This is a genomic window from Mesorhizobium huakuii (assembly GCF_014189455.1).
Classification (GTDB): domain Bacteria; phylum Pseudomonadota; class Alphaproteobacteria; order Rhizobiales; family Rhizobiaceae; genus Mesorhizobium; species Mesorhizobium huakuii_A.
In genome coordinates this window covers 4,305,485-4,325,396 of sequence record NZ_CP050296.1, presented here as the reverse complement: position 1 = coordinate 4,325,396, position 19,912 = coordinate 4,305,485, and the positions used below count along the sequence as shown (strand labels likewise).

The following is a 19,912-nucleotide window of genomic DNA, read 5'->3' as shown; positions in this document are numbered from 1 at the left end:
GCTTACTGCTGCGCTGTCTTCCAGCGAACGAGCAAAGCCCTGATACCTTGGGATGCCTGTCGCCAATTTCTAAAAACCTCCCGGCGTATTGCAAACTGAGCTGTCAAATTCATGTCTTTTAGATCGAGATATGCCTGGCAATATACGGGCATACACGATAGCATTAAGCTATCCGTCTCATTTTTGAAATAATATTGATCGTTAGTGTCAGTAGTGTATTTGTTCTGCATCTTTATCAGGCGATCTTGATCGATCAGAACCAGGTCATCGTCGCCATACAGCCTGAGAAGTCTGTCAATTCTCTGATCTGCGCTACTTTCCTTCAATGGATAGCCAGAACCGTAATACTGCACTCCGGTAACCCTGATAATTGAGTCGTTCGGCCCCGGATTCGGCCTGTCCGTTTCGCTCGGATGGAACTCCGGTACTCCCCAAAGGTCGCGCTCGGGCGCCTTCAGGTCCGGTATCCAGAATATGATCCCGACCGACTTGCGGTTCGGATTGCAATTGAGATGAGTGGAGAATGGACGGGGATAGATATAGGCCCATGGCATCTTGAACTTCAGCGGCCCAAGGTTAATGGCCACAGGGTGCGTAGGGTCAATCAGACCCTTGCGCACGGCCTCCTTGCTTACATGCCCTGGTTCCGAACTAAGGTCAGGCTCCGTGCAGGGAAGGTTGTAGACGTCTTCCGCGGTTTCAGCGGCGAGAGCGCTCGGTACCAACGAAGAAAAAAGCAGCAAGGCAACCGCGACTACCTTATGCGCTGTACGAAACCTCATTCCACCCGTGCCCAAGCTTTTGAGGCTCATTCTCTACTCCGCAGCTATCAAGCCGGACTCGGAAACGCCGTCCGGCTTCGGCCCGCCATAGGCCCAGTCAAGCAGTTTGATCGTGTGCACCACCGGCAGCTTCGCCGCGGAGGCGATCTGCGTGATGCAGCCGATATTGCCGGTGGCGACGATCGAAGCGCCTGTCGCCTCGATGTTTTTCACCTTGCGATCGCGCAGCCTGGCCGAAATTTCGGATTGCAGGATGTTGTAGGTGCCGGCCGAGCCGCAGCACAGATGGCCCTCGCGCGGCTCGCGTACGATGAAGCCGGCTTTGGCCAGCAGTTCCTTCGGCTGACGGGTGATCTTCTGGCCGTGCTGCATGGAACAGGCCGAGTGATAGGCAACGACCGTGCCTGGTTTGCGCACCGGCTCCGGCAGGTCGAAAGCGGCCAGATATTCTGTGACATCCTTGGCCAGCGCCGAGACGCGTGCGGCCTTGTCGGCATAGGCCGGATCGAGCCGCAGCATGAAGCCGTAGTCCTTGATCGTCGTGCCGCAGCCCGACGCGGTGATGATGATGGCATCGAGCCCGCCTTGGTCGATGGCGCGCGTCCAGGCATCGACGTTTTGCCTGGCCGAGGCAAGTGCGGCCTCCTCCCGCCCCATATGATGAACCAGCGCGCCACAGCAGCCCTCGCCCGGCGGCACCACCACCTCGATGCCAAGGCGCGTGAGCAGCGAAATGCTCGTGTCGTTGATGGCGGGATCAAGCACCGACTGCGCGCAGCCGGTGAGGATGGCGACGCGGCCCTTTTTCACCCCCTGCCCGACATGGATGCCCGGCAAGGCCATCGGTGAAGCCGTGGGGATCGACGCCGGAGCGAGCTTGAGCATCGCGCCAAGCGGCTTCAGCGCCGGGACTTTTTCGAGCAGGCCGATGAACGGCTTGCCCAATTTCGCCAGTTTCAGCGCGGCGCGAAAACGCTGGGGATAGGGCAGCACGAAGGCCAGCATGGCGCGAGTCAGCCTGTCGAACAGCGGCCGCTTGTAGGTTTCCTGGATATGGGCTCGGGCGTGATCAACCAGATGCATGTAGTTGACGCCCGACGGGCAGGTGGTCATGCAGGCCAGGCAAGACAGGCAGCGGTCGATATGGGTGACGATCTCCTTGTCGGCCGGACGGCCGTTCTCCAGCATGTCCTTGATGAGATAAATGCGCCCGCGCGGCGAATCGAGTTCGTTGCCGAGCGTCACGTAGGTCGGACAGGTGGCGGTGCAAAAGCCGCAATGCACGCATTTGCGCAGGATCTTTTCCGATTCCGCGACATGCGGATCGGCAAGCTGGGCAAGTGAAAAATTGGTCTGCATTTGCTGATTTCCTAGGCCATGCGGCCGGGATTGAGCAGGTTCCTCGGGTCGAATTCCTGCTTCAGCCGCTGGCTGAGCGCGGCCAACGCCGGCGGCTGCGGCTCGAAGACAGGCAAAGCGGCGCGATGGGCGGGGGCGGCGCGCACCAGCGTCGCATGGCCGCCGCCATGTTTGCGCAACAGCCCGCGCAGCAGGGCGGCTTCCGGGTCGCCCTCTTCCATGCGCAGCCACACCAGCCCGCCCTGCCAGTCATAGAAGGCACTGACGGCCGCTTGCATGCGCAAGGTCAGAACCATCTGATGCGCGTGAAAGGGTGCCATCGACACGCGCCAGACCGGTTTCTCGGTGCCGTCGGCGAAAGGCCTGATATCGCGCACATCGCGCCAGATCAGCTGCGAAGCCTCGCCGGCAATCTCCTCCAGCGGCCCGGCCTTGCCGAGCAGCGTCTTCAGCGTGGCGATGCGGTAGGCGACGGACGGGCCAAAACCTTCGACGCGCAGCAGCGTTGCAGCCTCACTGCCGAGCGCGCCGCCGGCGACACGCCCGGCAATGCGCTCGGGCAGATGGGCGGCACTCGACACTTCCGCGCTGGAGCCGAGCGCCAGGGCCATGACGTTTGCCGCGGCATCGTCGAGCAGACCACGGATGGCGAGCGTGACTTCAGTCTCGGCAGCCGGCAGCACCTTGAAGGTGACGTCGGTGAACACGGCCAGCGTGCCCCAGCTGTTGGCCATCAGCTTCGACATGTCATAGCCGGTGACGTTCTTGACCACGCGGCCGCCTGACTTGAAGGCCTCGCCACGCCCGGACACGACATTGATGCCGAGGATATGATCGCGCGCCGCACCAGCCTTCAGCCGGCGTGGACCGGAGAGGTTCGCAGCGAGCACGCCGCCGATCGTGCCTCTGCCCGGCTCGCCGCCGAGCAACGGGCCGTAATCCATCGGCTCGAAGGCCAGTTGCTGGCCGCTTTCCGCCAGCAGCTTTTCGATCTCGGCCAAAGGCGTGCCGGCCTTCGCCGACAGCACCAGTTCGGAGGGTTCGTAAAGCGTGACGCCGGTGAGTTTCGACAAATCAAGCGTGTGCTCCGTCTGCAGCGGACGGCCGATGCCGCGCTTGGAGCCGTGACCAAGGATTTCGATCGGCGACTCCTCCACCACCGCCCAGGTCACGGAGGACAGCACTTCGTCTGACGTGGTCGGGGTGAAAGTCGTCAAAGCCTGTGCTCCCTGAGTTTTTCGAGCACGGCTTCGCCCCTTGGCGACAGCCGGTAGCCGACGTCGAGACTCTCGGTGAGGCCGAATTCCCCAAGCTTGCGGACATCCTGCTTGAACTTCAGCGTTTCAACGCCGGCCATCGCTGCCAGATCAGCTGCCCGCACTTCTGGATGGGCGCCGATCGCCTGCAGGATCGACGGGAAGTAACCGGGTGCCGTTTTGTCCCAGCGGGCAAAGCGTGCGGTCAGGATGTGCCACTCCGCATCGGACAGCGAAGCCTCACCACGCAAGGCCACGCGTTCGTCGGGTTCAATGCCTTTGAGTTCAACGCGATAGACCGGGGTGCCGTCATCGGGACCGAGCATCCCCTGAAGGGCTGCAAGCGTCGGAAAGCCGGCCGCGCTCGCGTCCTTTTCGGTCAGTGCGGACATGTCCACGGTCGCGATATCGCCGATCAGCACCACGCCCGAGGCCGTGCGGATTCGCCCGCCGGCTTTGGCCGTCGGCCGCTTCCAGCGGCGAAAGGCGAGCGTCACTTTGCCCGACGCGATGGCCGCAAGGGTCTGGTCCCGGAACAGCATCCCCTCAAAACCTCGGAATGTCCGGAAACGCCACCTGCCCCCGGTGCACATGCATGCGCCCAAGCTCGGCGCAGCGGCGCAGTTGCGGGAACACCTTTCCCGGGTTGAGCAGGTGGTTGGGGTCGAAGGCGCATTTGACGCGCATCTGTTGGTCGAGATCGACCTGATTGAACATTTCCGGCATCAGGTCGCGCTTCTCGACCCCCACCCCGTGTTCGCCTGTCAGCACGCCGCCGACCTTGACGCAGAGGCGCAAAATGTCGGCGCCAAAGCTTTCGGCCTTGTCGAGTTCACCGGGCACATTGGCATCGTAGAGGATCAGCGGGTGCAGATTGCCGTCGCCGGCGTGGAAGACATTGGCGACGCCGAGACCGTATTTTTCCGACAGTTCGCGCATGCCGGCGAGCACGCGTGGCAGTTCCTTGCGCGGGATGGTGCCGTCCATGCAGTAATAGTCGGGCGAGATGCGGCCGACGGCGGGAAATGCCGCCTTGCGCCCGGCCCAGAAGGTCAGCCGCTCCTGTTCGGATTGCGAGATGCGGCAGGTGGTCGAGCCGTTGCTTATGGCGATCGCCTCGACAGCGGTGATGAGGTGGTCGACCTCGACGCCCGGCCCGTCGAGCTCGACGATCAGCAATGCCTCGACATCCAGGGGATAGCCGGCATGGACGAAATCCTCGGCCGCGTGGATCGCCGGCCGGTCCATCATTTCCATGCCGCCCGGGATGATGCCGGCGCCGATGATGTCGGCGACGCACTGGCCGCCCTGCTCGCTGGTCGGGAAACCGATCAGCAGCGCGCGCGCCGTCTCCGGCTTCTTCAGGATGCGGACCGTGACTTCGGTGACGACGCCGAGCAGGCCTTCGGAGCCGGTCATGACGCCAAGCAGGTCGTAGCCTTCGGCATCGAGATGGCTGCCGCCGAGCCGCACCACCTCGCCATTCATCAGCACCATCTCGATGCCGAGCACATTGTTGGCGGTGAGGCCGTATTTCAGGCAGTGAACGCCGCCGGAATTCTCCGCGACGTTGCCGCCGATCGAGCAGGCGATCTGGGAGGATGGATCGGGGGCATAATAAAAGCCCTCCTGCTCGACGGCGATGGTGATGCCGAGATTGGTGACGCCCGGCTGGGCGACGACGATGCGGTTGGGATAGTCGATCGCAAGGATGCGATTGAAACGGCTCATCACCAGCAGCACCGCATCTTCGAGCGGCAGCGCGCCGCCAGACAGCGAGGTGCCGGAGCCGCGCGGCACGACGCGGATGTTGCGGTCGTTGCAGTATTTCAGCACGCGGGACACCTGAGCCACCGTTTCGGGCAGCACCACGACCAACGGCAATTGCCGATAGGCGGTCAGGCCATCGCTCTCGAAGGCGCGCATCTGATTGGTCGCGTCGACCACGCCTTCGCCCGGCACGATGATGCGCATGTCGGCGACAATCTCGTCGCGCCGGCGCAGCGTGGCGTCGTCTGGTTTCGGCATGGCCAGGCCGGACATCAGCAGCCTCATTTCGCTTGACTGGTCAATATCTTTTACCAGTGAAGCGAGCCGGTTGCAAATGCTGTGGTCGCGGGAGGCTCCCACGTCGAGCCGGGACAAGCTTCCGCAGCGGCAATCTGCCGCTATTCGCCCGGGTGCTTCGCCGGCTCGGAGTGCATCCGGCGCACACGGCGTACGCCCCACCAGACCAGCAGGATGGCGACCGGCACCGAGGCGGCGGTGACGACCTCCGGCGCGAAAGCGTGGCCGAAGATCGAGGCGCCCTTGGCGACATAGCCGATCAGGCCGACGACATAATAGGAGACGGCGGCGACCGAGAGACCTTCGACGGTCTGCTGCAGACGCAGTTGCAGGCGAGCGCGGTTGTTCATCGAGGCGAGCAGGTCGCGGTTCTGCTTCTCGACCTCGACATCGACCCAGGTGCGCAGCAGCGTCGTGGCGCGGGTCAGTTTGCGCGACAGATTGGCTTGCCGCTCCTCGACCGAGCGGCAGGTGCGCATGGCCGGCGCAACGCGGCGCTGCAAAAACCCGCCCCAGGTATCATAGCCGGGCACGGCCTCTTCCTCGAGCGCCTCCAGCCGCTCGACGACGATGCCGTCATAGGCGCGGCTGGCGCCGAAGCGGTAGAGGCTGGAGGCAGCGTCGGCCTCCAGTTCGGCCGCCAGTTCGGTCAGGTCTGCCAGAAGCGTCTGGCTATCGCGGGTCTCGGCGACCTTCATTTCCAATGTGGTCTGCGCCAGCCTGTCCTCTATGCGGCGGGCGCGGCCCGACAAGGTCAGCGCGAGCGGCAGGCCGAGCATGGCCAGCGTCCGGTAGGTTTCGATGTCGATCAGCCGCTGCGACAGCGCCCCGGTGCGCGCCGGCGTCAGGCCGCGATCGAGCACCAGGATGCGGGTCATGCCGTCGCCATCCTGGCGGAAATCGGTGACGATGGCCGCGTTGCCGCGTTCGACCAGCGAGTAGCACAGGCTGGTCGGGTCGAAAGCCGCGATCAGCCGCTCGCTCGTCTGCGTCCATTTGCGGATTTCGAGCCGGATGCCCGAGATGACGGTGCCCGGCGGCGAAAAGCCGTTGCCGAAGGGCGTATCCTCCTGCGCCCTGCCGCTTTCCGAAAGCGGCCCTTCCCAGAGATAGGTCGAGAATTCCGTATGCCGCTCCCAGCGCAGCGAGCCCTTGCCCCATTTCATGGCGTGATGGCGTGCCTGGCGGTCGGGCGCGGCGATGCCGAGGCGCCGCGACAGTTCGGAAAGCACGGCATGATCGACACCGGAGCCGCCTTCCGTCATGAAGGCGAGCTGTACCAGGACACGCGGCTTTTCGATCAGCGGATGCGGCCGGGCATGGACCTCGCCCAGCGCGCCGGGCCGACCCTCATGCGCGGGGAACCCCATGACGCTGCCCTTGGCGCGCGGCTGGAACTCGAGATTGGACGGGTCGTCTGACACGGCTTGTCCCCCGGGTTTCTGTGAACCCTCTTGCGTTCGCGTCCCTCTAGGGCCAATCGCTTGATGACGCAAACAGCAAAGTTTAGCCGAAGATGATATTGCGCCAGGCGGCGAGACCGACACGCTTCGACCAATTGGATAAATAATTTGACCAGTTGACAACGCAGGCTTTATCCTGCGCGACACCGGTTCAATTCCCAGGCACAGCTGTTGAGCGATATTTTTTCCAGGATCGAGCATTCGCGCACCGCCGACGAAGTGGTGCAGCAGATCGAGAGCCTCATCCTCGAAGGCGTGCTGCGCACCGCCGACCGGCTACCGGGCGAGCGCGAGCTGGCACGCCAGTTCGACGTGTCGCGGCCGATCCTGCGCGATGCGCTGAAGGCGCTCGAAGGACGCGGGCTGCTGACGACCAAGGCCGGCGGCGGCACGCATGTCGCCGACATTATCGGCCAGCTGTTCACCAAGCCGGTGGCCGACCTGATCTCGATGCATCGCAAGGCGGTGACCGACTATCTGGAATATCGCCGCGAGATCGAAGGCATAGCCGCCGAATATGCGGCGCGGCGCGCCACCCCGGAGGACCTTGCGCTGCTCGACCGCATCATGGCGCGGATGGACGAGGCGCACCGCACCGGCGATTTTGACGACGAGGCCGAGATCGACGTCGAGTTCCATCAAGCGATCTGCGAATGCGCGCACAACATCCTGCTCTTGCACACGCTGCGCTCCTGCTATCGGCTCTTGTCGGAAGGCGTGTTCCAGAACCGGCTCCTGGTGTTCACCGTGCCCGGCGCGCGCGAGGCGCTGCTGGCGCAGCACAAGGCAATCCATGCCGCGGTCAAGGCCGGCGATCCGGCCGGCGCCCGGCAAGCGGCGATGGACCATATGATTTATGTCGAGCGGTCGATGGCGGAAGCCGAGCGCAGCGGCGACTGGCAACGCGTGTCGCGGCTGCGACTGCGGCAGCGTTCGGAAGCCGGCGACACCGAACCAGCACGTAAACGCTCCTAATTAATTCGATCAAGCAGGGACCATCATGAGCGACATTCTCACCATCGCAGACCTCAAGGATCTCGCCCGCCGGCGCGTGCCCAAGATGTTCTTCGACTATGCCGATTCCGGTGCCTGGACCGAGAGTACCTACCGGGCCAACGAGGAAGACTTCCAGAAGATCAAGTTCCGCCAGCGCGTGCTGGTCGACATGAGCAACCGCTCGCTGGAATCCACCATGATCGGCCAGAAGGTGTCGATGCCGGTGGCGCTGGCACCGACCGGCCTGACCGGCATGCAGCACGCCGATGGCGAGATGCTGGCGGCGCAGGCGGCCGAGGAATTCGGCGTGCCTTTCACCCTGTCGACGATGAGCATCTGTTCGATCGAGGATGTCGCCTCGGCGACGAAGAAACCGTTCTGGTTCCAGCTCTATGTGCTGCGCGACAAGGATTTCGTGCTCGATCTGATCGATCGGGCAAAAGCGGCGAAATGCTCGGCGCTGGTGCTGACGCTCGACCTGCAGATCCTCGGCCAGCGCCACAAGGACGTGCGCAACGGGCTTTCGGCGCCGCCCAAGATGACATTGGCCAACATCATCGACCTGGCCAGCAAGCCGCGCTGGTGCCTGGGTATAGCCGGCACCAAGCGCCGCACCTTCCGCAACATTGTCGGCCACGCCAAGGGTGTCGGCGACGTCTCTTCGCTGTCGTCCTGGACAAATGAACAGTTCGATCCGCAGCTGTCGTGGAAGGACGTCGCCTGGATCAAGGAGCGCTGGGGCGGCAAGCTGATCCTGAAAGGCATACTCGACAAGGAGGATGCGCTGATGGCGGCCAAGAGCGGCGCCGACGCGATCGTGGTTTCCAACCATGGCGGGCGCCAGCTCGACGGCGCGTCATCCTCGATCATGGCGCTGGAAGAGATCGCGGACGCGGTCGGTGACAAGATAGAGGTGCACATGGATGGCGGCATCCGCTCCGGCCAGGATGTGCTGAAGGCGCTCTGCCTCGGTGCCAAAGGCACCTATATCGGCCGGCCATTTCTTTACGGACTGGGCGCGCTCGGCAAGGAAGGGGTTACCAAAGCGTTGGAAATCATCCGCAAGGAGATGGACATCACGCTGGCGCTGTGCGGAAAGCGTCTGGTCACCGACATGGGCAAGGATCAGCTCCGCCGCTAGTGTCCCGTGACGGCCTGACCACGGAGACCATGAGGCGTTGGCGGAACCCGGCATCCATTTTCTCGACGCGCATGGGCCGGAGGGGGTGCGTCTCTATGCAATCGGCGACGTACATGGCCGGCTCGACCTGCTGGCAGCCATGCACCAGCGGATCGAGAGCGAGCTGGAGTGGAAACCGGTTCGCGACTGGCGGGTGATCCATCTCGGCGACTATGTCGACCGCGGGCCGGACTCCAAGGGCGTCATCGATTTTCTGATCGCGGCGCGGGAACGCGATCCGCGCCATGTGATGCTGGCCGGCAACCACGACATCGGCTTTCTCGACTTTCTCAGAACCCCTGACCCGGAAGGGCTTTTCATGCGCTATGGCGGCATCCAGACGGCGCTGTCCTATGGCGTGTCGCTGGCCGCCGACGCCAGCTGGTTCGGCAAGATGGAGACGATGAGACGGGGACATCAGGCCCTGCTCGAGGCAATGCCGCCAAGCCATGTCGATTTCCTGCGGTCACTGCCATTCTCGGTGACGTCAGGCGACTTCTTCTTCTGCCATGCCGGCATCAGGCCAGGTATTCCGCTGGACAAGCAGGATCCGCAGGACCTGATCTGGATCCGCGACGTTTTCCACGATTACACCGGCCTGTTCCCGAAGATCGTGGTGCATGGCCACACGCCCGTCCCCGAGGCGGAAGTGATGGCCAACCGCGTCAATGTCGACACGCTTGCCTGGCAATCAGGCATGCTGACCGCCCTCGTCGTCGACGGGGCGGACAAGCGCATCCTGGAAATGGCGATAAAGGAAGCTTGAGCCTCCGCCGCGTTGCAGGATGCGTCGCGAGCGAGCCGGCTTTTAGCGAAGCGAGGCGGTGACGCCGTAGCCGTCGACGGCGTTGTGGTTGTTGGCGGCATCGGCGGAATAGATACCGAGACCGCACAGCACGATGGCGGACAACATGGCAAAGGACAGAAGCGCTGCTTTCACGGAGGTCATCTCTTGTTGAGCTTGCTGCATCTGTGCACCAGGCGGTTACCAATGCGTTGAAACGGAGAATTCGCTTCAAAGTTTCGACGATTTCGCGCTTCTAAGCGCGTTCTGTATCGACGGTGTGTCGCACGGGTCACACAAAAGGTTCATCCCGGTTGCACAGCCAATGCAGAGCGCGCGCCTTCTAGGATAGCGGGCGGACAGAAGCCAAGGATGAAAGGGGTTTTCCCCAGCCGGTTTCGCGGCTGCGTGCCAATTATGCCACGCGATGACCGAAGGGCAGGCGCTTAGATCGTCGCCACCCAGGCGCGGGCTATGGCCAGACCGGCAGCATCGGCGTCGGGACCGTTGCGGGCCATTTCACCATCGAGCTTGCCGGCCCAGTCGGGATGGCGCGCGGCGATGGTCGGCGCGAAGGAGGAACTCCAGTCCTTCACCATCGGCCGGTCGGCCTCGAAATGGAACTGGAAGCCATAGACGGCGCGGCCGACGCGAAACGCCTGGTTCTCGGCGACATCGTTGCCGGCGAGCCGTACGGCATTTTGCGGCAACACGAACGTGTCGTCGTGCCACTGGAAGATCGGGAACTTTTCCGGCAGTGCTCCCAGCACCGGGTCGGCCTTGGCGTCCGGCGTCAGCGACACACCACGCCAGCCGAACTCGTTGGCACCGCCGATGCGGTTCTCGCCGCCGAAGGCGCGGGCGACGAGCTGGCTACCAAGGCAGATGCCGAGCACGGCGCGGTCCTTGCCGGCGAAATCGCGGGTCAGTTCGAGCAGCGCGGGGAAATAGGGATATTCATCGTCGGCCAGCGCATTCTGGCCGCCGCCGAGCACCACCATCGCATCGTGACCGGCAGCGTCCTCCGGGAGCGGATCGCCCTTGTAGGGCAGGCGCACATCGAGATCGGCACCGGCTTCCGCAAGTGCGGCACCAACCTGGTCGAGGCCGGTATTGTCGTAGTTCTGGATCACCAGCACCCGCATCGCAAAACCCTGCTGACATGAAAATGATGCGACGAGCGATATCATGCCGCCCGCATTGCAGCCAAGATGCGTATCTCAGGAGAGAACTATGCCACTGCAGAACCGGGTCGATCCGTTCGGCGCCATCCACGCCGTGCCCGAACGCGGCCTGTTCACCGGCAATCGCGGCATCATCCACGACCCTCAGACCAAGACGCTGCTCAGGAAGCGCTGGGCGCTTCAGGCCTGGATCATCTGCGTATGCCAATTCCGCAATGTGCGGCGCGAGCCGATGGGCAGCAACAGGCCGGGAGGCAAGGCGGGCTGGACCGAGCTGTTCTTCCTCGACGAGGTGACGGCGCTGGCGGCAGGGCACCGCCCCTGCTTCTTTTGCCAGCGCGAACGGGCCAAGGATTTTGTCGGCCGCTTCGGCAAGGCCTTCGCCATTGCCGAGCCGCGCGCACCGATGGTCGACAAACGGCTGCACAAGGAGCGGCTGGCGTCGGGTGGCAAACGTCCGGCTGTGGCGATGGACGAGCTGGCCGGCCTGCCCGACGGCGCAGTGATCGCTATCGGCGGCAACGCCTACGCCTTGCGTCACGGCAAGGCGTTGAGATGGTCCTTCGCCGGATATGGCCCGCCCACCGGCCTGGGCCAACTGGAAGATAAGGCGCTTATGCTGCTGACCCCGGAGACAACGCTTGCCGTCCTGCGGCATGGCTTTCGGCCGGTGTGGCATCCGTCAGCCGAGGCTTGACGCCGGCGGCCGGCTCGCCCATTCCTCGACCATGCGCGCCAATTACAAGATGCAACGTCTGTTCGTGCCTGACGACCTCGGGCCGGATGTCGAATTCGACGCCGGCCAGCAGCAGAGCCATTACCTGCAGCATGTGCTGCGGCTTGGCGAGGGTGCCGAGGTCCTGCTGTTCAATGGCAGGGACGGCGAATGGTCGGCGGCCATTGCGGCGAAATCGAAGAAAGCGGTCAAACTTAGTGTGCTGGTGCTGCAACGGCCGCAGCCACCCCTGCCGGACCTCATCTACTGTTTCGCGCCGCTGAAGCAGGGGCGGCTCGACTATCTCGTGCAGAAGGCGGTTGAAATGGGTGCCGGCATCCTGCAGCCCGTCATCACCCAGCATACCCAGGTGGCCAAGCCGTCCATCGATCGACTGCGCGCCAATGTCGTCGAGGCCGCCGAACAATGCGGCATACTGGCGGTGCCGGAAGTGCGCGAGGCCGAAAAATTCGAACGCCTGCTGACCGGCTGGGACAAGGAGCGGCGGCTGGTCTTCTGCGACGAGGACGCCTCGACCAACAATCCGTTGGCCGCGCTGCAGGCGGTAAAGGAGAAGAAGCTCGCGCTGTTGGTCGGGCCGGAGGGCGGCTTTTCCGACGACGAGCGCAAGATGCTGCGCGCCCTGCCCTTCGTCACCGCCATTCCGCTCGGGCCGCGCATCCTGCGCGCCGACACGGCGGCCGTGGCCGCACTTGCGGTGATGCAGGCGACTGTCGGAGACTGGTAGGAGGTCATTTCTTGCAAGAGGCGGTCCCGATCGTAGCATTCAATTCCTCTTGACCTGTGGCTCAGGATTTTTCGCTTGATCGGCTGCTGACATTTCGTCCATTTACCGCCGGCGGTCGCCCGACCGCCTCTGAGGGCTGAACCATGGCGCGCGACACAACCGATTTCCGGCCGATCGAAGACATCGACGAACTCGTCGAGCACCTGGCCGAAGGCAACAAGCCGCGCGACAAATGGCGCATCGGCACCGAGCACGAGAAGTTCCCCTTCTATGTCGACGGCAACGCGCCCGTGCCCTATGGCGGCGAGCGCGGCATCCGCGCCATCCTCGAGGGCATGCAGCACAAACTCGGCTGGGACCCGATCATCGACGACGGCCGCATCATCGGCCTGGTCGAGCCGACCGGCCAGGGCGCGATTTCGCTGGAGCCAGGCGGCCAGTTCGAGCTTTCCGGGGCGCCGCTGGAGACGATCCATCAGACCTGCCGCGAGGGCAATGCGCATCTGGCGCAGGTGCGCGAGATCGCCGAGCCGATGGGCATCCGCTTCCTCGGCCTCGGCGGCAGCCCGAAATGGTCGCTGGCCGAAACGCCGAAAATGCCCAAGTCGCGCTACGAGATCATGACGCGCTACATGCCCAAGGTCGGCACCAAGGGCCTCGACATGATGTACCGCACCTGCACGATCCAGGTGAATCTCGACTTCGAGAGCGAGGCCGACATGCGCCGCAAGATGCAGGTGTCGCTGAAGCTGCAGCCGCTGTCGACGGCGCTGTTCGCCAACTCGCCCTTCACCGAGAGCCACCCGAACGGCTTGCAGAGCTGGCGCGGCGACATCTGGCGCGACACCGACAACCAGCGCTCAGGCCTGCTCGAATTCTGCTTCTCGCCCGATTTCGGTTTCGCCGACTATGTCGAATGGGCGCTCGACGTGCCAATGTATTTCGTCATTCGCGACGGCCACTATCACGACATGACGCACATCACCTTCCGCCAGTTCATGGCCGGTGCCGCGCGCGGCGAAGTGCCCGACGGCCTGCCGACGATGGGCGACTGGGCGAACCATTTGTCGACGCTGTTCCCCGACGTGCGGCTGAAGCGTTTCCTGGAAATGCGCGGCGCCGACGGCGGACCGTGGCGGCGCATCTGCGCGCTGCCGGCCTTCTGGGTCGGGCTGCTCTACGACGAGGCGGCACTCGATGCGGCCGAGGCATTGACCGCGAGCTGGACCTACACGGAAGTGCTGGCCATGCGCAACGCCGTGCCGGAACTCGGCATTGCAGCACCCTTCCGCAACACCACGCTGCGCGAGATCGCGCGCGATGTGCTGGCCATTTCGCGCACCGGGCTGAAGAACCGCGGCAAGAAGAACCGCGACGGCTATGACGAGACCTCGTTCCTCAACACTTTGGACGAGGTGGTTGCGCGCGGCACGACCAGCGCCGAAGAGATGCTTTCGGCCTACCACACGCGCTGGGGCGGCTCGATCGAGCCGGTGTTCATGGAATACGCGTATTGACCCGCGAGCCGTCGCGGGCAAAAGCCGCTTCAATCGAACGTTGAAACGAATTAGGCTCTCTTCCGAGGAATTCAGGAGGAGAAGCCGATGCCTACCTTGTTCGACATGCTGGCGCAGGCGCAGAATGGCAACGGCATGCAGGCGCTTGCCCAGCAATACGGGCTTTCGATGCAGCAGACACAGGCTGCCGTCGCCGCCCTGCTGCCGGCCTTTTCGCAGGGGTTGCAACGCAACACCGCCGATCCTTACGGGCTCGGCGCCTTCATGACGGCGATGGCAAGCGGCCAGCACGCCAAATATTTCGAGGATGCGACCCGTGCCTTCTCGCCGCAAGGCGTCGATGAGGGCAATGGCATTCTGGGACACCTGTTCGGTTCGAAGGAGCTGTCGCGCGCCGTGGCCAGCCAGGCGGCGCAAGCGAGCGGCGTCAGCCAGCAGATCCTGCAGCAGATGCTGCCTGCCATCGCCTCGATGGTGATGGGCGGACTGTTCAAGCAGACGACAAATCAGATGCAGGCCGCCGGCGGTTTTGGCGGCGGCAACAATCCGCTTGGCGAGATCATCGAGCAGATGATGCGGCAAGGCGGCGGCATGCAGGCCCCGGCTCCGCAACAGCGCCAGGCGCCGCAGACCCCGATGGACAATCCGCTTGGCAAAGTCTTGCAGGACATGTTCGGCGGCGGCACGCCGCAACCGCAGAGCCAACCGCAGCCGGCGCCCAACCCCTATGGCGACAATCCGTTGGGGAAGGTGCTGCAGGACATGTTCGGCGGCGGCGCGCCGCAGCCGCAAGGCCGGGCGCAGCCGCAACCCCAGCAGACGCAGAGCCCCTATGGCGACAACCCGCTAGGGAAAATCTTCGAAGAGATGCTGCGCGGAGGTGGTGGAGGTGGTTTCGGCATGCCTGGCGGGCAGCCGGCACCGCAACCTCAGGCACCGCAGCAGCGTCAGGCACCGCAGCCGCAGACCAATCCGAGCGGCAGGCCAAGAAACCCGTTCGACGATCTGTTCGGCAAGATGTTCGAGACCGGCGCCCAGCAGCGTGACGACTACCAGAAGGGCGTGGAAACCATCTTCGACCAGTTCAAGCGGGACATGGACCGGCGGTAGGCGCCAAACCTACGGCCCTTTCTGAGCAAGCCAGAAAAGAAAAGCCCGGTCCCTTGGGAGGACCGGGCAACGTGCAGGCAGGCCGGCGGGGAACCGGCAGGGAGTGGGGAGCCTGCATAATCCTTGGTCGCGCTGAACCCAAAAAAGGTTCAACAGGACCGAAATTCAGCAGATCAAGCCACCTTGCGGGCGATGTCCTCGACCGTTTCCACGCGATCGCTGGCGATTTCGCGCAGCATCGCCGTCGGGTCGCGGCCGAACGGCACGTCGATGGCGACATGCAGGTCGGCGCGCGTCAGGCCGATATCGGCGAGTTCAGCGTCCGACATCTCGCCAAGGCGGTAGAAGGCGCGACGGTTTTTCCAGGCGCGGTAGAAATTGAAGACGGTATTGGCCACGCGCATCGCAACGGCCGGACGCGAAGTGATGCGCGAGGTCTCGGTGGCGAAATCGATCGTGGTCATGGCAGTCTCCTTCGGAGTCGAGCGGACGAAACCAAGCAACAGACGCTGGCGACAGCGGCCGTTCCGGCTTCGATTCACATGCCTTCATGTGGATGTCAGCAATTTGCCATCGCCCGATTGATTAATCCAACGAATGTTTTTAATCTTTGCCATCAACACTAGTGATGGATCACGCCGATGAAAGCGCCGCTCGATCTCGATCAGTTGCAAACCTTCATCTCGATTGCCGACACCGGCAGCTTCACGCGAGCAGCCGAAGAGGTGCACCGCACCCAGTCGGCGGTGTCGATGCAGATGCGCCGGCTGGAGGAGCGTATCGGCAAGCCGCTGTTCGAGAAGGAGGGCCGCACCAACAAACTGACCGAGGAAGGCGACAAGCTGCTGTCCTACGCAAGGCGGCTGCTCTACCTCAACCGCGAAACGCTCGCCGCCTTCGACGACCAGCGGCTCGAAGGCACGATCCGCATCGGCACGCCGGACGACTATGCCGACCGTTTCCTGCCCGAGATCATGGCGCGCTTCACGCGCTCCAACCCACGCGTCGAACTGACCGTCATCTGCGAGCCGACGCCGGGCCTGGTCGAGCACATCAAGCGCGGCAATCTCGACCTGGCGCTGGTGACGCACAATGATGTGCGCGGCCAGTCGGAAGTGGTGCGGCGCGAACCGCTGCTGTGGGTCACCTCGGCCAACCATGCCACGCATGAACAGGAAACGCTGCCGATGGCCTTTGGCCGGCCGAATTGCATCTGGCGGCGCGCCGCCGTCGATGTGCTGGACCAGCAGAACCGCGACTATCGCATCCTGTTCACCAGCTTCTCGGCGACCGTCATCACCGCAGCCGTGCTTTCGGGCCTGGCGATCTCGGTGCTGCCGGAATGCGCGCTCAGGCCCGGCATGCGGGTGCTGGGCGAAGCCGACGGCTTCGGCACCCTGCCCGACTGCCGCATCGGCATCATGCGCGGCCAGACCTCGCGGCCGGAGATCGTCGATGCGCTGGCCCGCCATATTTCGGAGAGCCTGGACAACATCTCGGTGCCGCTCGTCGAAGAGACCGGGACGTTCGATTTCGCTGCACTTGCCTATGCCAAGATCAGGCGAACCAAGGCAAACCAGATCCTGCCGGGCTGGTAGGAAGATCGTGGCGCCTTGACGCGGGCGCCTTGACGCGGGGCGCCAACCAGCCCCCAATCGGCCAATGAGCGAAGCAGCATCCGAATCACGCACCAACGCCACCGAATACACGGTGAGCGAAATTTCCGGCGCGCTGAAGCGCACGGTCGAGGACGTCTTCGGCAATGTGCGGGTGCGCGGCGAAATCTCGGGCTACCGCGGCCCGCATTCCTCCGGCCATGCCTATTTCGCGCTGAAGGACGACCGCGCCCGGCTCGACGCGGTGGTGTGGAAAGGCACGATGAGCCGGCTGAAATTCCGCCCCGAGGAAGGGATGGAGGTGATCGCCACCGGCAAGCTCACCACCTATCCCGGCAAATCCAACTACCAGATCGTCATCGACAATCTGGAGCCTGCCGGCGCAGGCGCACTGATGGCGCTGCTGGAAGAGCGCAAGCGCCGGCTGCAGGCCGAAGGGCTTTTCGATGCCGGCCGCAAGCGCCGGCTGCCGTTCATGCCGCGCGTCATCGGCGTCGTCACCTCGCCGACCGGCTCCGTCATCCGCGACATCATCCACCGCATCAAGGACCGCTTTCCGCTGCATGTGCTGGTCTGGCCCGTGCGCGTGCAGGGCGAGACATCGGGCGTGGAAGTGACCAACGCCGTCAACGGCTTCAACGCGCTGGCCTGGGATGACCCCATCCAGCGCCCCGATCTCTTGATCGTCGCGCGTGGCGGCGGCAGCCTTGAGGATCTGTGGGGCTTCAACGACGAAGCGCTGGCCCGCGCCGTTGCCGCCTCCGGCATTCCGGTGATCTCGGCCGTCGGCCACGAGACCGATTGGACGCTGATCGACCTCGTCGCGGATGTGCGGGCGCCGACGCCAACGGGTGCGGCTGAAATCGCGGTGCCGGTGAAGGCCGACCTCGAAGCGACGCTGGCCAGCCTTGGCGCGCGGCTCAAGGCGGCCATCTCACGCAATTTCGAACGCAAGCGCCAGTCTGCCCGGGCGGCGGCGCGCGCACTGCCCTCGCCCGATCAATTGCTGGCGCTGCCGCGCCGACGCCTTGACGAGGCGACATCGAGGCTCGGCGCGGCCTGTCCGTCAGCGTCGATCGCAAGCGGGCACGGCTCCAGGGCCAAAGGCTGACGCCGGCCACGCTGTCGCGGCGCATCAACGAGGCACGCACGCTGACCGGCCGTGACCTCGCCCGGGCGCAGGCGGCGTTCTTCGCCATTGTGCGCGAACGGCGGGCGCGTTTTGCACGCACCTCGACGCGGCTGTCGCCGGCGCCGATCGCACGCCGGCAGAAACTGCAGGCCGACACGCTGGCGGCGCTCGCCAGGCGGCAGGACCGGGTCATCTCGCTGCGGCTCGAACGCCTGCGCGGCCAGTTGAGCCAGGCCGAACGCCTGTTGACCACGCTGTCGCACAAGGCCGTGCTCGCGCGCGGCTTTGCGCTGGTGAAGGATGCCGACGGCACCGTCATCAAGCAGGCGGCCGACGTGGCATCGGGGATGGCGCTTTCGCTGGAGTTCGCCGACGGGACGGCGGATGCCGTGGCCACCAGTGGGGCGGCGCGACCAAAACCGGCTGCCAGGCCGGCGGCCAAGGCGAAAGAGCCCGGCAATCAGGGATCGCTGTTCTGACCATGGCCGACAATCCGCACCATCTGGCAACGCCCAGCGGCAAGCTGCGCGCGCGAAGCTTCGGCATCGGCTTCGACGGAACGCCCGGGCCGTTCAACGCCATCACCGACGTGTCCGGCGTCGCGGTCGGCTATGCGACGTTGATTTCAGGCGACGGGCCGCTCATCGTCGGCAAAGGGCCGGTGCGCACCGGTGTCACGGCGATCCTGCCCAGACCGCTCGCCGACCTGGCCACGCCGGTCTTCGCCGGCATTTTCAGCCAGAACGGCAATGGCGAGCTGACCGGTTCGCACATCGTCGAGGAAACCGGCGCCTTCAACTTCCCGATCACCATCACCAACACGCATTCCTGCGGCGTTTCCCGCGACGGTACGCTGCGCTGGATGAGCCAAGTGCTGCCGGCCGCGGTCGACAGCGCCTGGGGCCTGCCGGTGGCGGGGGAGACCTATGACGGCTTCCTCAACGACATAAACGGTCACCACTTGACCTTTGAACACGTGGCCGAAGCCCTTGACGGCGCAACCAGCGGCCCGATCGAGGAAGGCAGCGTCGGCGGCGGCACCGGCATGATCACCTTCGGCTTTAAGGCCGGGTCGGGCACGGCGTCGCGCACCGTCGCATGGCAGGGACATTCCTATACGGTCGGCGCTTTCGTGCAGTCGAATTTCGGCAAGCGGCGCAATTTTACCCTTCGCGGCCTGCGTGCCGGGCCGGAACTCATCGAGCCAGCGATCCGAGAAGGCACGCCGCGCGCCGAAAAGGGCTCGATCATCGCCGTCATCGCCACCGATGCGCCGTTCCTGCCGCACCAGATGAAGCGGCTGGCCCGCCGCGTGCCGCTCGGCGTCGCCATGACCGGCGGCCTCGGCTATCACAGCTCGGGCGATATCTTTCTCGCCTTCTCGACAGCCAATCCTGCCGCCGCACTGGCGCCGTCGGGCCGGATTGCCAATGCCGATTTCATTCCCGATACAGACATCGATCCGTTTTTCGATGCCGTGATCCAGGCGGTGGAGGAATCGATCCTCAACGCCCTGACCGCCAATGACGACATGACCGGACGCGACGGCAATTTCGTGCCGGCACTGCCGAAGGCATGGTTGAAAGAGAGGTTTGGCCGAGGCTGAGACGAAATCGCGGGCCGAAGGGCCCGCGCATTCAGACAGAATGGCCGTTAAAATCTATTCCGCAGCCTTGTTGGCCGCCTGCTGGTGCTCGTCGGCCTCAGCGGCTTCCTCGAGCCGGGAAGCAATGAGTTCCTGGATGTCGCCGACCTCTTCCTGGATGTCCTCCAGCGGGATGCCGACCTCGGCCGCCTTGGCGGCGCATTCCCTGGCCAATGTCTCAGCCTGCTTGTCGATCCTGGACTGGGACTGGCAATGGACCTTTTCGCCGATCCATCCCCGTAAGAACTCGATCGCGTGTTCACTCATACTGCTGTTCCCTGGCGGCAAAGCCGGTTGGTAATCATAAACGTCGTCATCCCGCAAAGGATGCATCCTGCCATTCCAACCGAGTCGCGGC

General features: G+C 64.2%; 19 protein-coding genes and 1 pseudogene. 10 read left to right on the top strand and 10 right to left on the bottom strand.

All coding sequences use genetic code 11. The features are described 5' to 3' along the window. Window positions 1–2: 2 nt before the first annotated feature. The 6 genes from HB778_RS21070 to HB778_RS21045 all read right to left on the bottom strand — a co-directional run bounded on the left by HB778_RS21070 (window position 3) and on the right by HB778_RS21045 (window position 6,888). Window positions 3–812 (bottom strand): hypothetical protein, encoded by an 810-nt coding sequence (locus HB778_RS21070; protein ID WP_183456649.1) that lies wholly within the window; start codon window positions 810–812, stop codon window positions 3–5. Window positions 813–815: 3 nt separating this feature from the next. Continuing rightward, window positions 816–2,141, bottom strand: a complete 1,326-nt coding sequence (glcF, locus tag HB778_RS21065; protein ID WP_183456647.1) for a glycolate oxidase subunit GlcF — start codon at window positions 2,139–2,141, stop codon at window positions 816–818. Window positions 2,142–2,152: 11 nt separating this feature from the next. Then, on the bottom strand, window positions 2,153–3,358 hold the full coding sequence (locus tag HB778_RS21060) for an FAD-binding protein (protein WP_183456645.1): 1,206 nt from the start codon (window positions 3,356–3,358) through the stop codon (window positions 2,153–2,155). Further along, complete coding sequence (locus HB778_RS21055; RefSeq protein WP_183456642.1) at window positions 3,355–3,939, bottom strand: ASCH domain-containing protein; 585 nt, start codon at window positions 3,937–3,939, stop codon at window positions 3,355–3,357. Before HB778_RS21055 ends, HB778_RS21060 begins: the two co-directional genes overlap by 4 nt. Before the next feature lie 4 nt (window positions 3,940–3,943). Next, window positions 3,944–5,440, bottom strand: a complete 1,497-nt coding sequence (locus HB778_RS21050; RefSeq protein ID WP_183456640.1) for an FAD-linked oxidase C-terminal domain-containing protein — start codon at window positions 5,438–5,440, stop codon at window positions 3,944–3,946. A gap of 125 nt (window positions 5,441–5,565) precedes the next feature. Further along, window positions 5,566–6,888: a DUF3422 family protein gene (locus tag HB778_RS21045; protein WP_010914419.1), complete on the bottom strand. Its 1,323-nt coding sequence runs from the start codon at window positions 6,886–6,888 to the stop codon at window positions 5,566–5,568. Between the two features lie 210 nt (window positions 6,889–7,098). On the opposite strand from HB778_RS21045, the gene HB778_RS21040 reads away from it, so the two are divergent. From HB778_RS21040 to HB778_RS21030, 3 genes are read left to right on the top strand one after another with little or no spacing between them, the layout of a single operon-like run. Further along, entirely contained in the window at window positions 7,099–7,902 is an 804-nt protein-coding gene (locus HB778_RS21040; RefSeq protein ID WP_183456638.1) for a FadR/GntR family transcriptional regulator, read from the top strand. Window positions 7,903–7,927: 25 nt separating this feature from the next. Further along, complete coding sequence (locus HB778_RS21035; RefSeq protein WP_183456636.1) at window positions 7,928–9,064, top strand: alpha-hydroxy acid oxidase; 1,137 nt, start codon at window positions 7,928–7,930, stop codon at window positions 9,062–9,064. A gap of 37 nt (window positions 9,065–9,101) precedes the next feature. Next, window positions 9,102–9,869, top strand: a complete 768-nt coding sequence (locus HB778_RS21030; protein ID WP_183456634.1) for a metallophosphoesterase family protein — start codon at window positions 9,102–9,104, stop codon at window positions 9,867–9,869. A 42-nt stretch (window positions 9,870–9,911) separates the two neighbouring features. Here the strand turns inward: HB778_RS21030 and HB778_RS42820 are convergent, their stop codons facing one another. Beyond that, window positions 9,912–10,043, bottom strand: a complete 132-nt coding sequence (locus tag HB778_RS42820) for a hypothetical protein (RefSeq protein WP_257784452.1) — start codon at window positions 10,041–10,043, stop codon at window positions 9,912–9,914. A gap of 290 nt (window positions 10,044–10,333) precedes the next feature. Then, complete coding sequence (locus HB778_RS21025; RefSeq protein ID WP_183456632.1) at window positions 10,334–11,032, bottom strand: type 1 glutamine amidotransferase; 699 nt, start codon at window positions 11,030–11,032, stop codon at window positions 10,334–10,336. 88 nt (window positions 11,033–11,120) lie between these two features. Here HB778_RS21025 and HB778_RS21020 point away from each other — a divergent pair, with 88 nt between their 5' ends. The 4 genes from HB778_RS21020 to HB778_RS21005 all read left to right on the top strand — a co-directional run bounded on the left by HB778_RS21020 (window position 11,121) and on the right by HB778_RS21005 (window position 15,161). Beyond that, complete coding sequence (locus tag HB778_RS21020) at window positions 11,121–11,768, top strand: hypothetical protein (RefSeq protein ID WP_183456629.1); 648 nt, start codon at window positions 11,121–11,123, stop codon at window positions 11,766–11,768. Between the two features lie 31 nt (window positions 11,769–11,799). After that, window positions 11,800–12,534 carry a 16S rRNA (uracil(1498)-N(3))-methyltransferase gene (locus HB778_RS21015; RefSeq protein ID WP_183465165.1) on the top strand — a complete coding sequence of 245 codons (735 nt, stop codon included), beginning with the start codon at window positions 11,800–11,802 and terminating at the stop codon, window positions 12,532–12,534. 143 nt (window positions 12,535–12,677) lie between these two features. Further along, entirely contained in the window at window positions 12,678–14,051 is a 1,374-nt protein-coding gene (locus HB778_RS21010) for a glutamate--cysteine ligase (protein ID WP_183456627.1), read from the top strand. An 87-nt stretch (window positions 14,052–14,138) separates the two neighbouring features. Further along, a complete protein-coding gene (locus HB778_RS21005; RefSeq protein ID WP_183456625.1) occupies window positions 14,139–15,161 on the top strand; it encodes a DUF937 domain-containing protein in 1,023 nt (340 codons plus the stop codon). Window positions 15,162–15,334: 173 nt separating this feature from the next. On the opposite strand, the gene HB778_RS21000 is transcribed toward HB778_RS21005, so the two are convergent. Further along, entirely contained in the window at window positions 15,335–15,625 is a 291-nt protein-coding gene (locus HB778_RS21000) for a DUF1127 domain-containing protein (RefSeq protein ID WP_183456623.1), read from the bottom strand. 177 nt (window positions 15,626–15,802) lie between these two features. Here HB778_RS21000 and HB778_RS20995 point away from each other — a divergent pair, with 177 nt between their 5' ends. The 3 genes and pseudogenes from HB778_RS20995 to HB778_RS20985 all read left to right on the top strand — a co-directional run bounded on the left by HB778_RS20995 (window position 15,803) and on the right by HB778_RS20985 (window position 19,515). Further along, complete coding sequence (locus HB778_RS20995; protein ID WP_183456621.1) at window positions 15,803–16,759, top strand: LysR substrate-binding domain-containing protein; 957 nt, start codon at window positions 15,803–15,805, stop codon at window positions 16,757–16,759. Window positions 16,760–16,823: 64 nt separating this feature from the next. Continuing rightward, window positions 16,824–18,388 (top strand): annotated as a pseudogene (gene xseA / locus HB778_RS20990) (exodeoxyribonuclease VII large subunit). A gap of 2 nt (window positions 18,389–18,390) precedes the next feature. Continuing rightward, window positions 18,391–19,515 (top strand): P1 family peptidase, encoded by a 1,125-nt coding sequence (locus HB778_RS20985; protein WP_183456619.1) that lies wholly within the window; start codon window positions 18,391–18,393, stop codon window positions 19,513–19,515. Between the two features lie 54 nt (window positions 19,516–19,569). Here the strand turns inward: HB778_RS20985 and HB778_RS20980 are convergent, their stop codons facing one another. After that, window positions 19,570–19,821, bottom strand: coding sequence for a DUF768 domain-containing protein (locus tag HB778_RS20980; protein ID WP_183456617.1), 252 nt, complete (start codon window positions 19,819–19,821; stop codon window positions 19,570–19,572). Window positions 19,822–19,912 lie beyond the last annotated feature (91 nt).

Excerpts from the sequence above, each read along its gene's own strand:
- HB778_RS21000 (WP_183456623.1), bottom strand. The coding sequence starts at position 15,625 with ATGACCACGATCGATTTCGCCACCGAGACCTCGCGCATCACTTCGCGT.
- HB778_RS21025 (WP_183456632.1), bottom strand. The coding sequence starts at position 11,032 with ATGCGGGTGCTGGTGATCCAGAACTACGACAATACCGGCCTCGACCAG.
- HB778_RS21055 (WP_183456642.1), bottom strand. The coding sequence starts at position 3,939 with ATGCTGTTCCGGGACCAGACCCTTGCGGCCATCGCGTCGGGCAAAGTG.
- HB778_RS21070 (WP_183456649.1), bottom strand. The coding sequence starts at position 812 with ATGAGCCTCAAAAGCTTGGGCACGGGTGGAATGAGGTTTCGTACAGCG.
- HB778_RS21010 (WP_183456627.1), top strand. The coding sequence starts at position 12,678 with ATGGCGCGCGACACAACCGATTTCCGGCCGATCGAAGACATCGACGAA.
- HB778_RS21020 (WP_183456629.1), top strand. The coding sequence starts at position 11,121 with ATGCCACTGCAGAACCGGGTCGATCCGTTCGGCGCCATCCACGCCGTG.
- HB778_RS21035 (WP_183456636.1), top strand. The coding sequence starts at position 7,928 with ATGAGCGACATTCTCACCATCGCAGACCTCAAGGATCTCGCCCGCCGG.
- HB778_RS20980 (WP_183456617.1), bottom strand. The coding sequence starts at position 19,821 with ATGAGTGAACACGCGATCGAGTTCTTACGGGGATGGATCGGCGAAAAG.
- HB778_RS21005 (WP_183456625.1), top strand. The coding sequence starts at position 14,139 with ATGCCTACCTTGTTCGACATGCTGGCGCAGGCGCAGAATGGCAACGGC.
- glcF (WP_183456647.1), bottom strand. The coding sequence starts at position 2,141 with ATGCAGACCAATTTTTCACTTGCCCAGCTTGCCGATCCGCATGTCGCG.
- HB778_RS20995 (WP_183456621.1), top strand. The coding sequence starts at position 15,803 with ATGAAAGCGCCGCTCGATCTCGATCAGTTGCAAACCTTCATCTCGATT.
- HB778_RS21050 (WP_183456640.1), bottom strand. The coding sequence starts at position 5,440 with ATGTCCGGCCTGGCCATGCCGAAACCAGACGACGCCACGCTGCGCCGG.
- HB778_RS21015 (WP_183465165.1), top strand. The coding sequence starts at position 11,800 with ATGCGCGCCAATTACAAGATGCAACGTCTGTTCGTGCCTGACGACCTC.
- HB778_RS20985 (WP_183456619.1), top strand. The coding sequence starts at position 18,391 with ATGGCCGACAATCCGCACCATCTGGCAACGCCCAGCGGCAAGCTGCGC.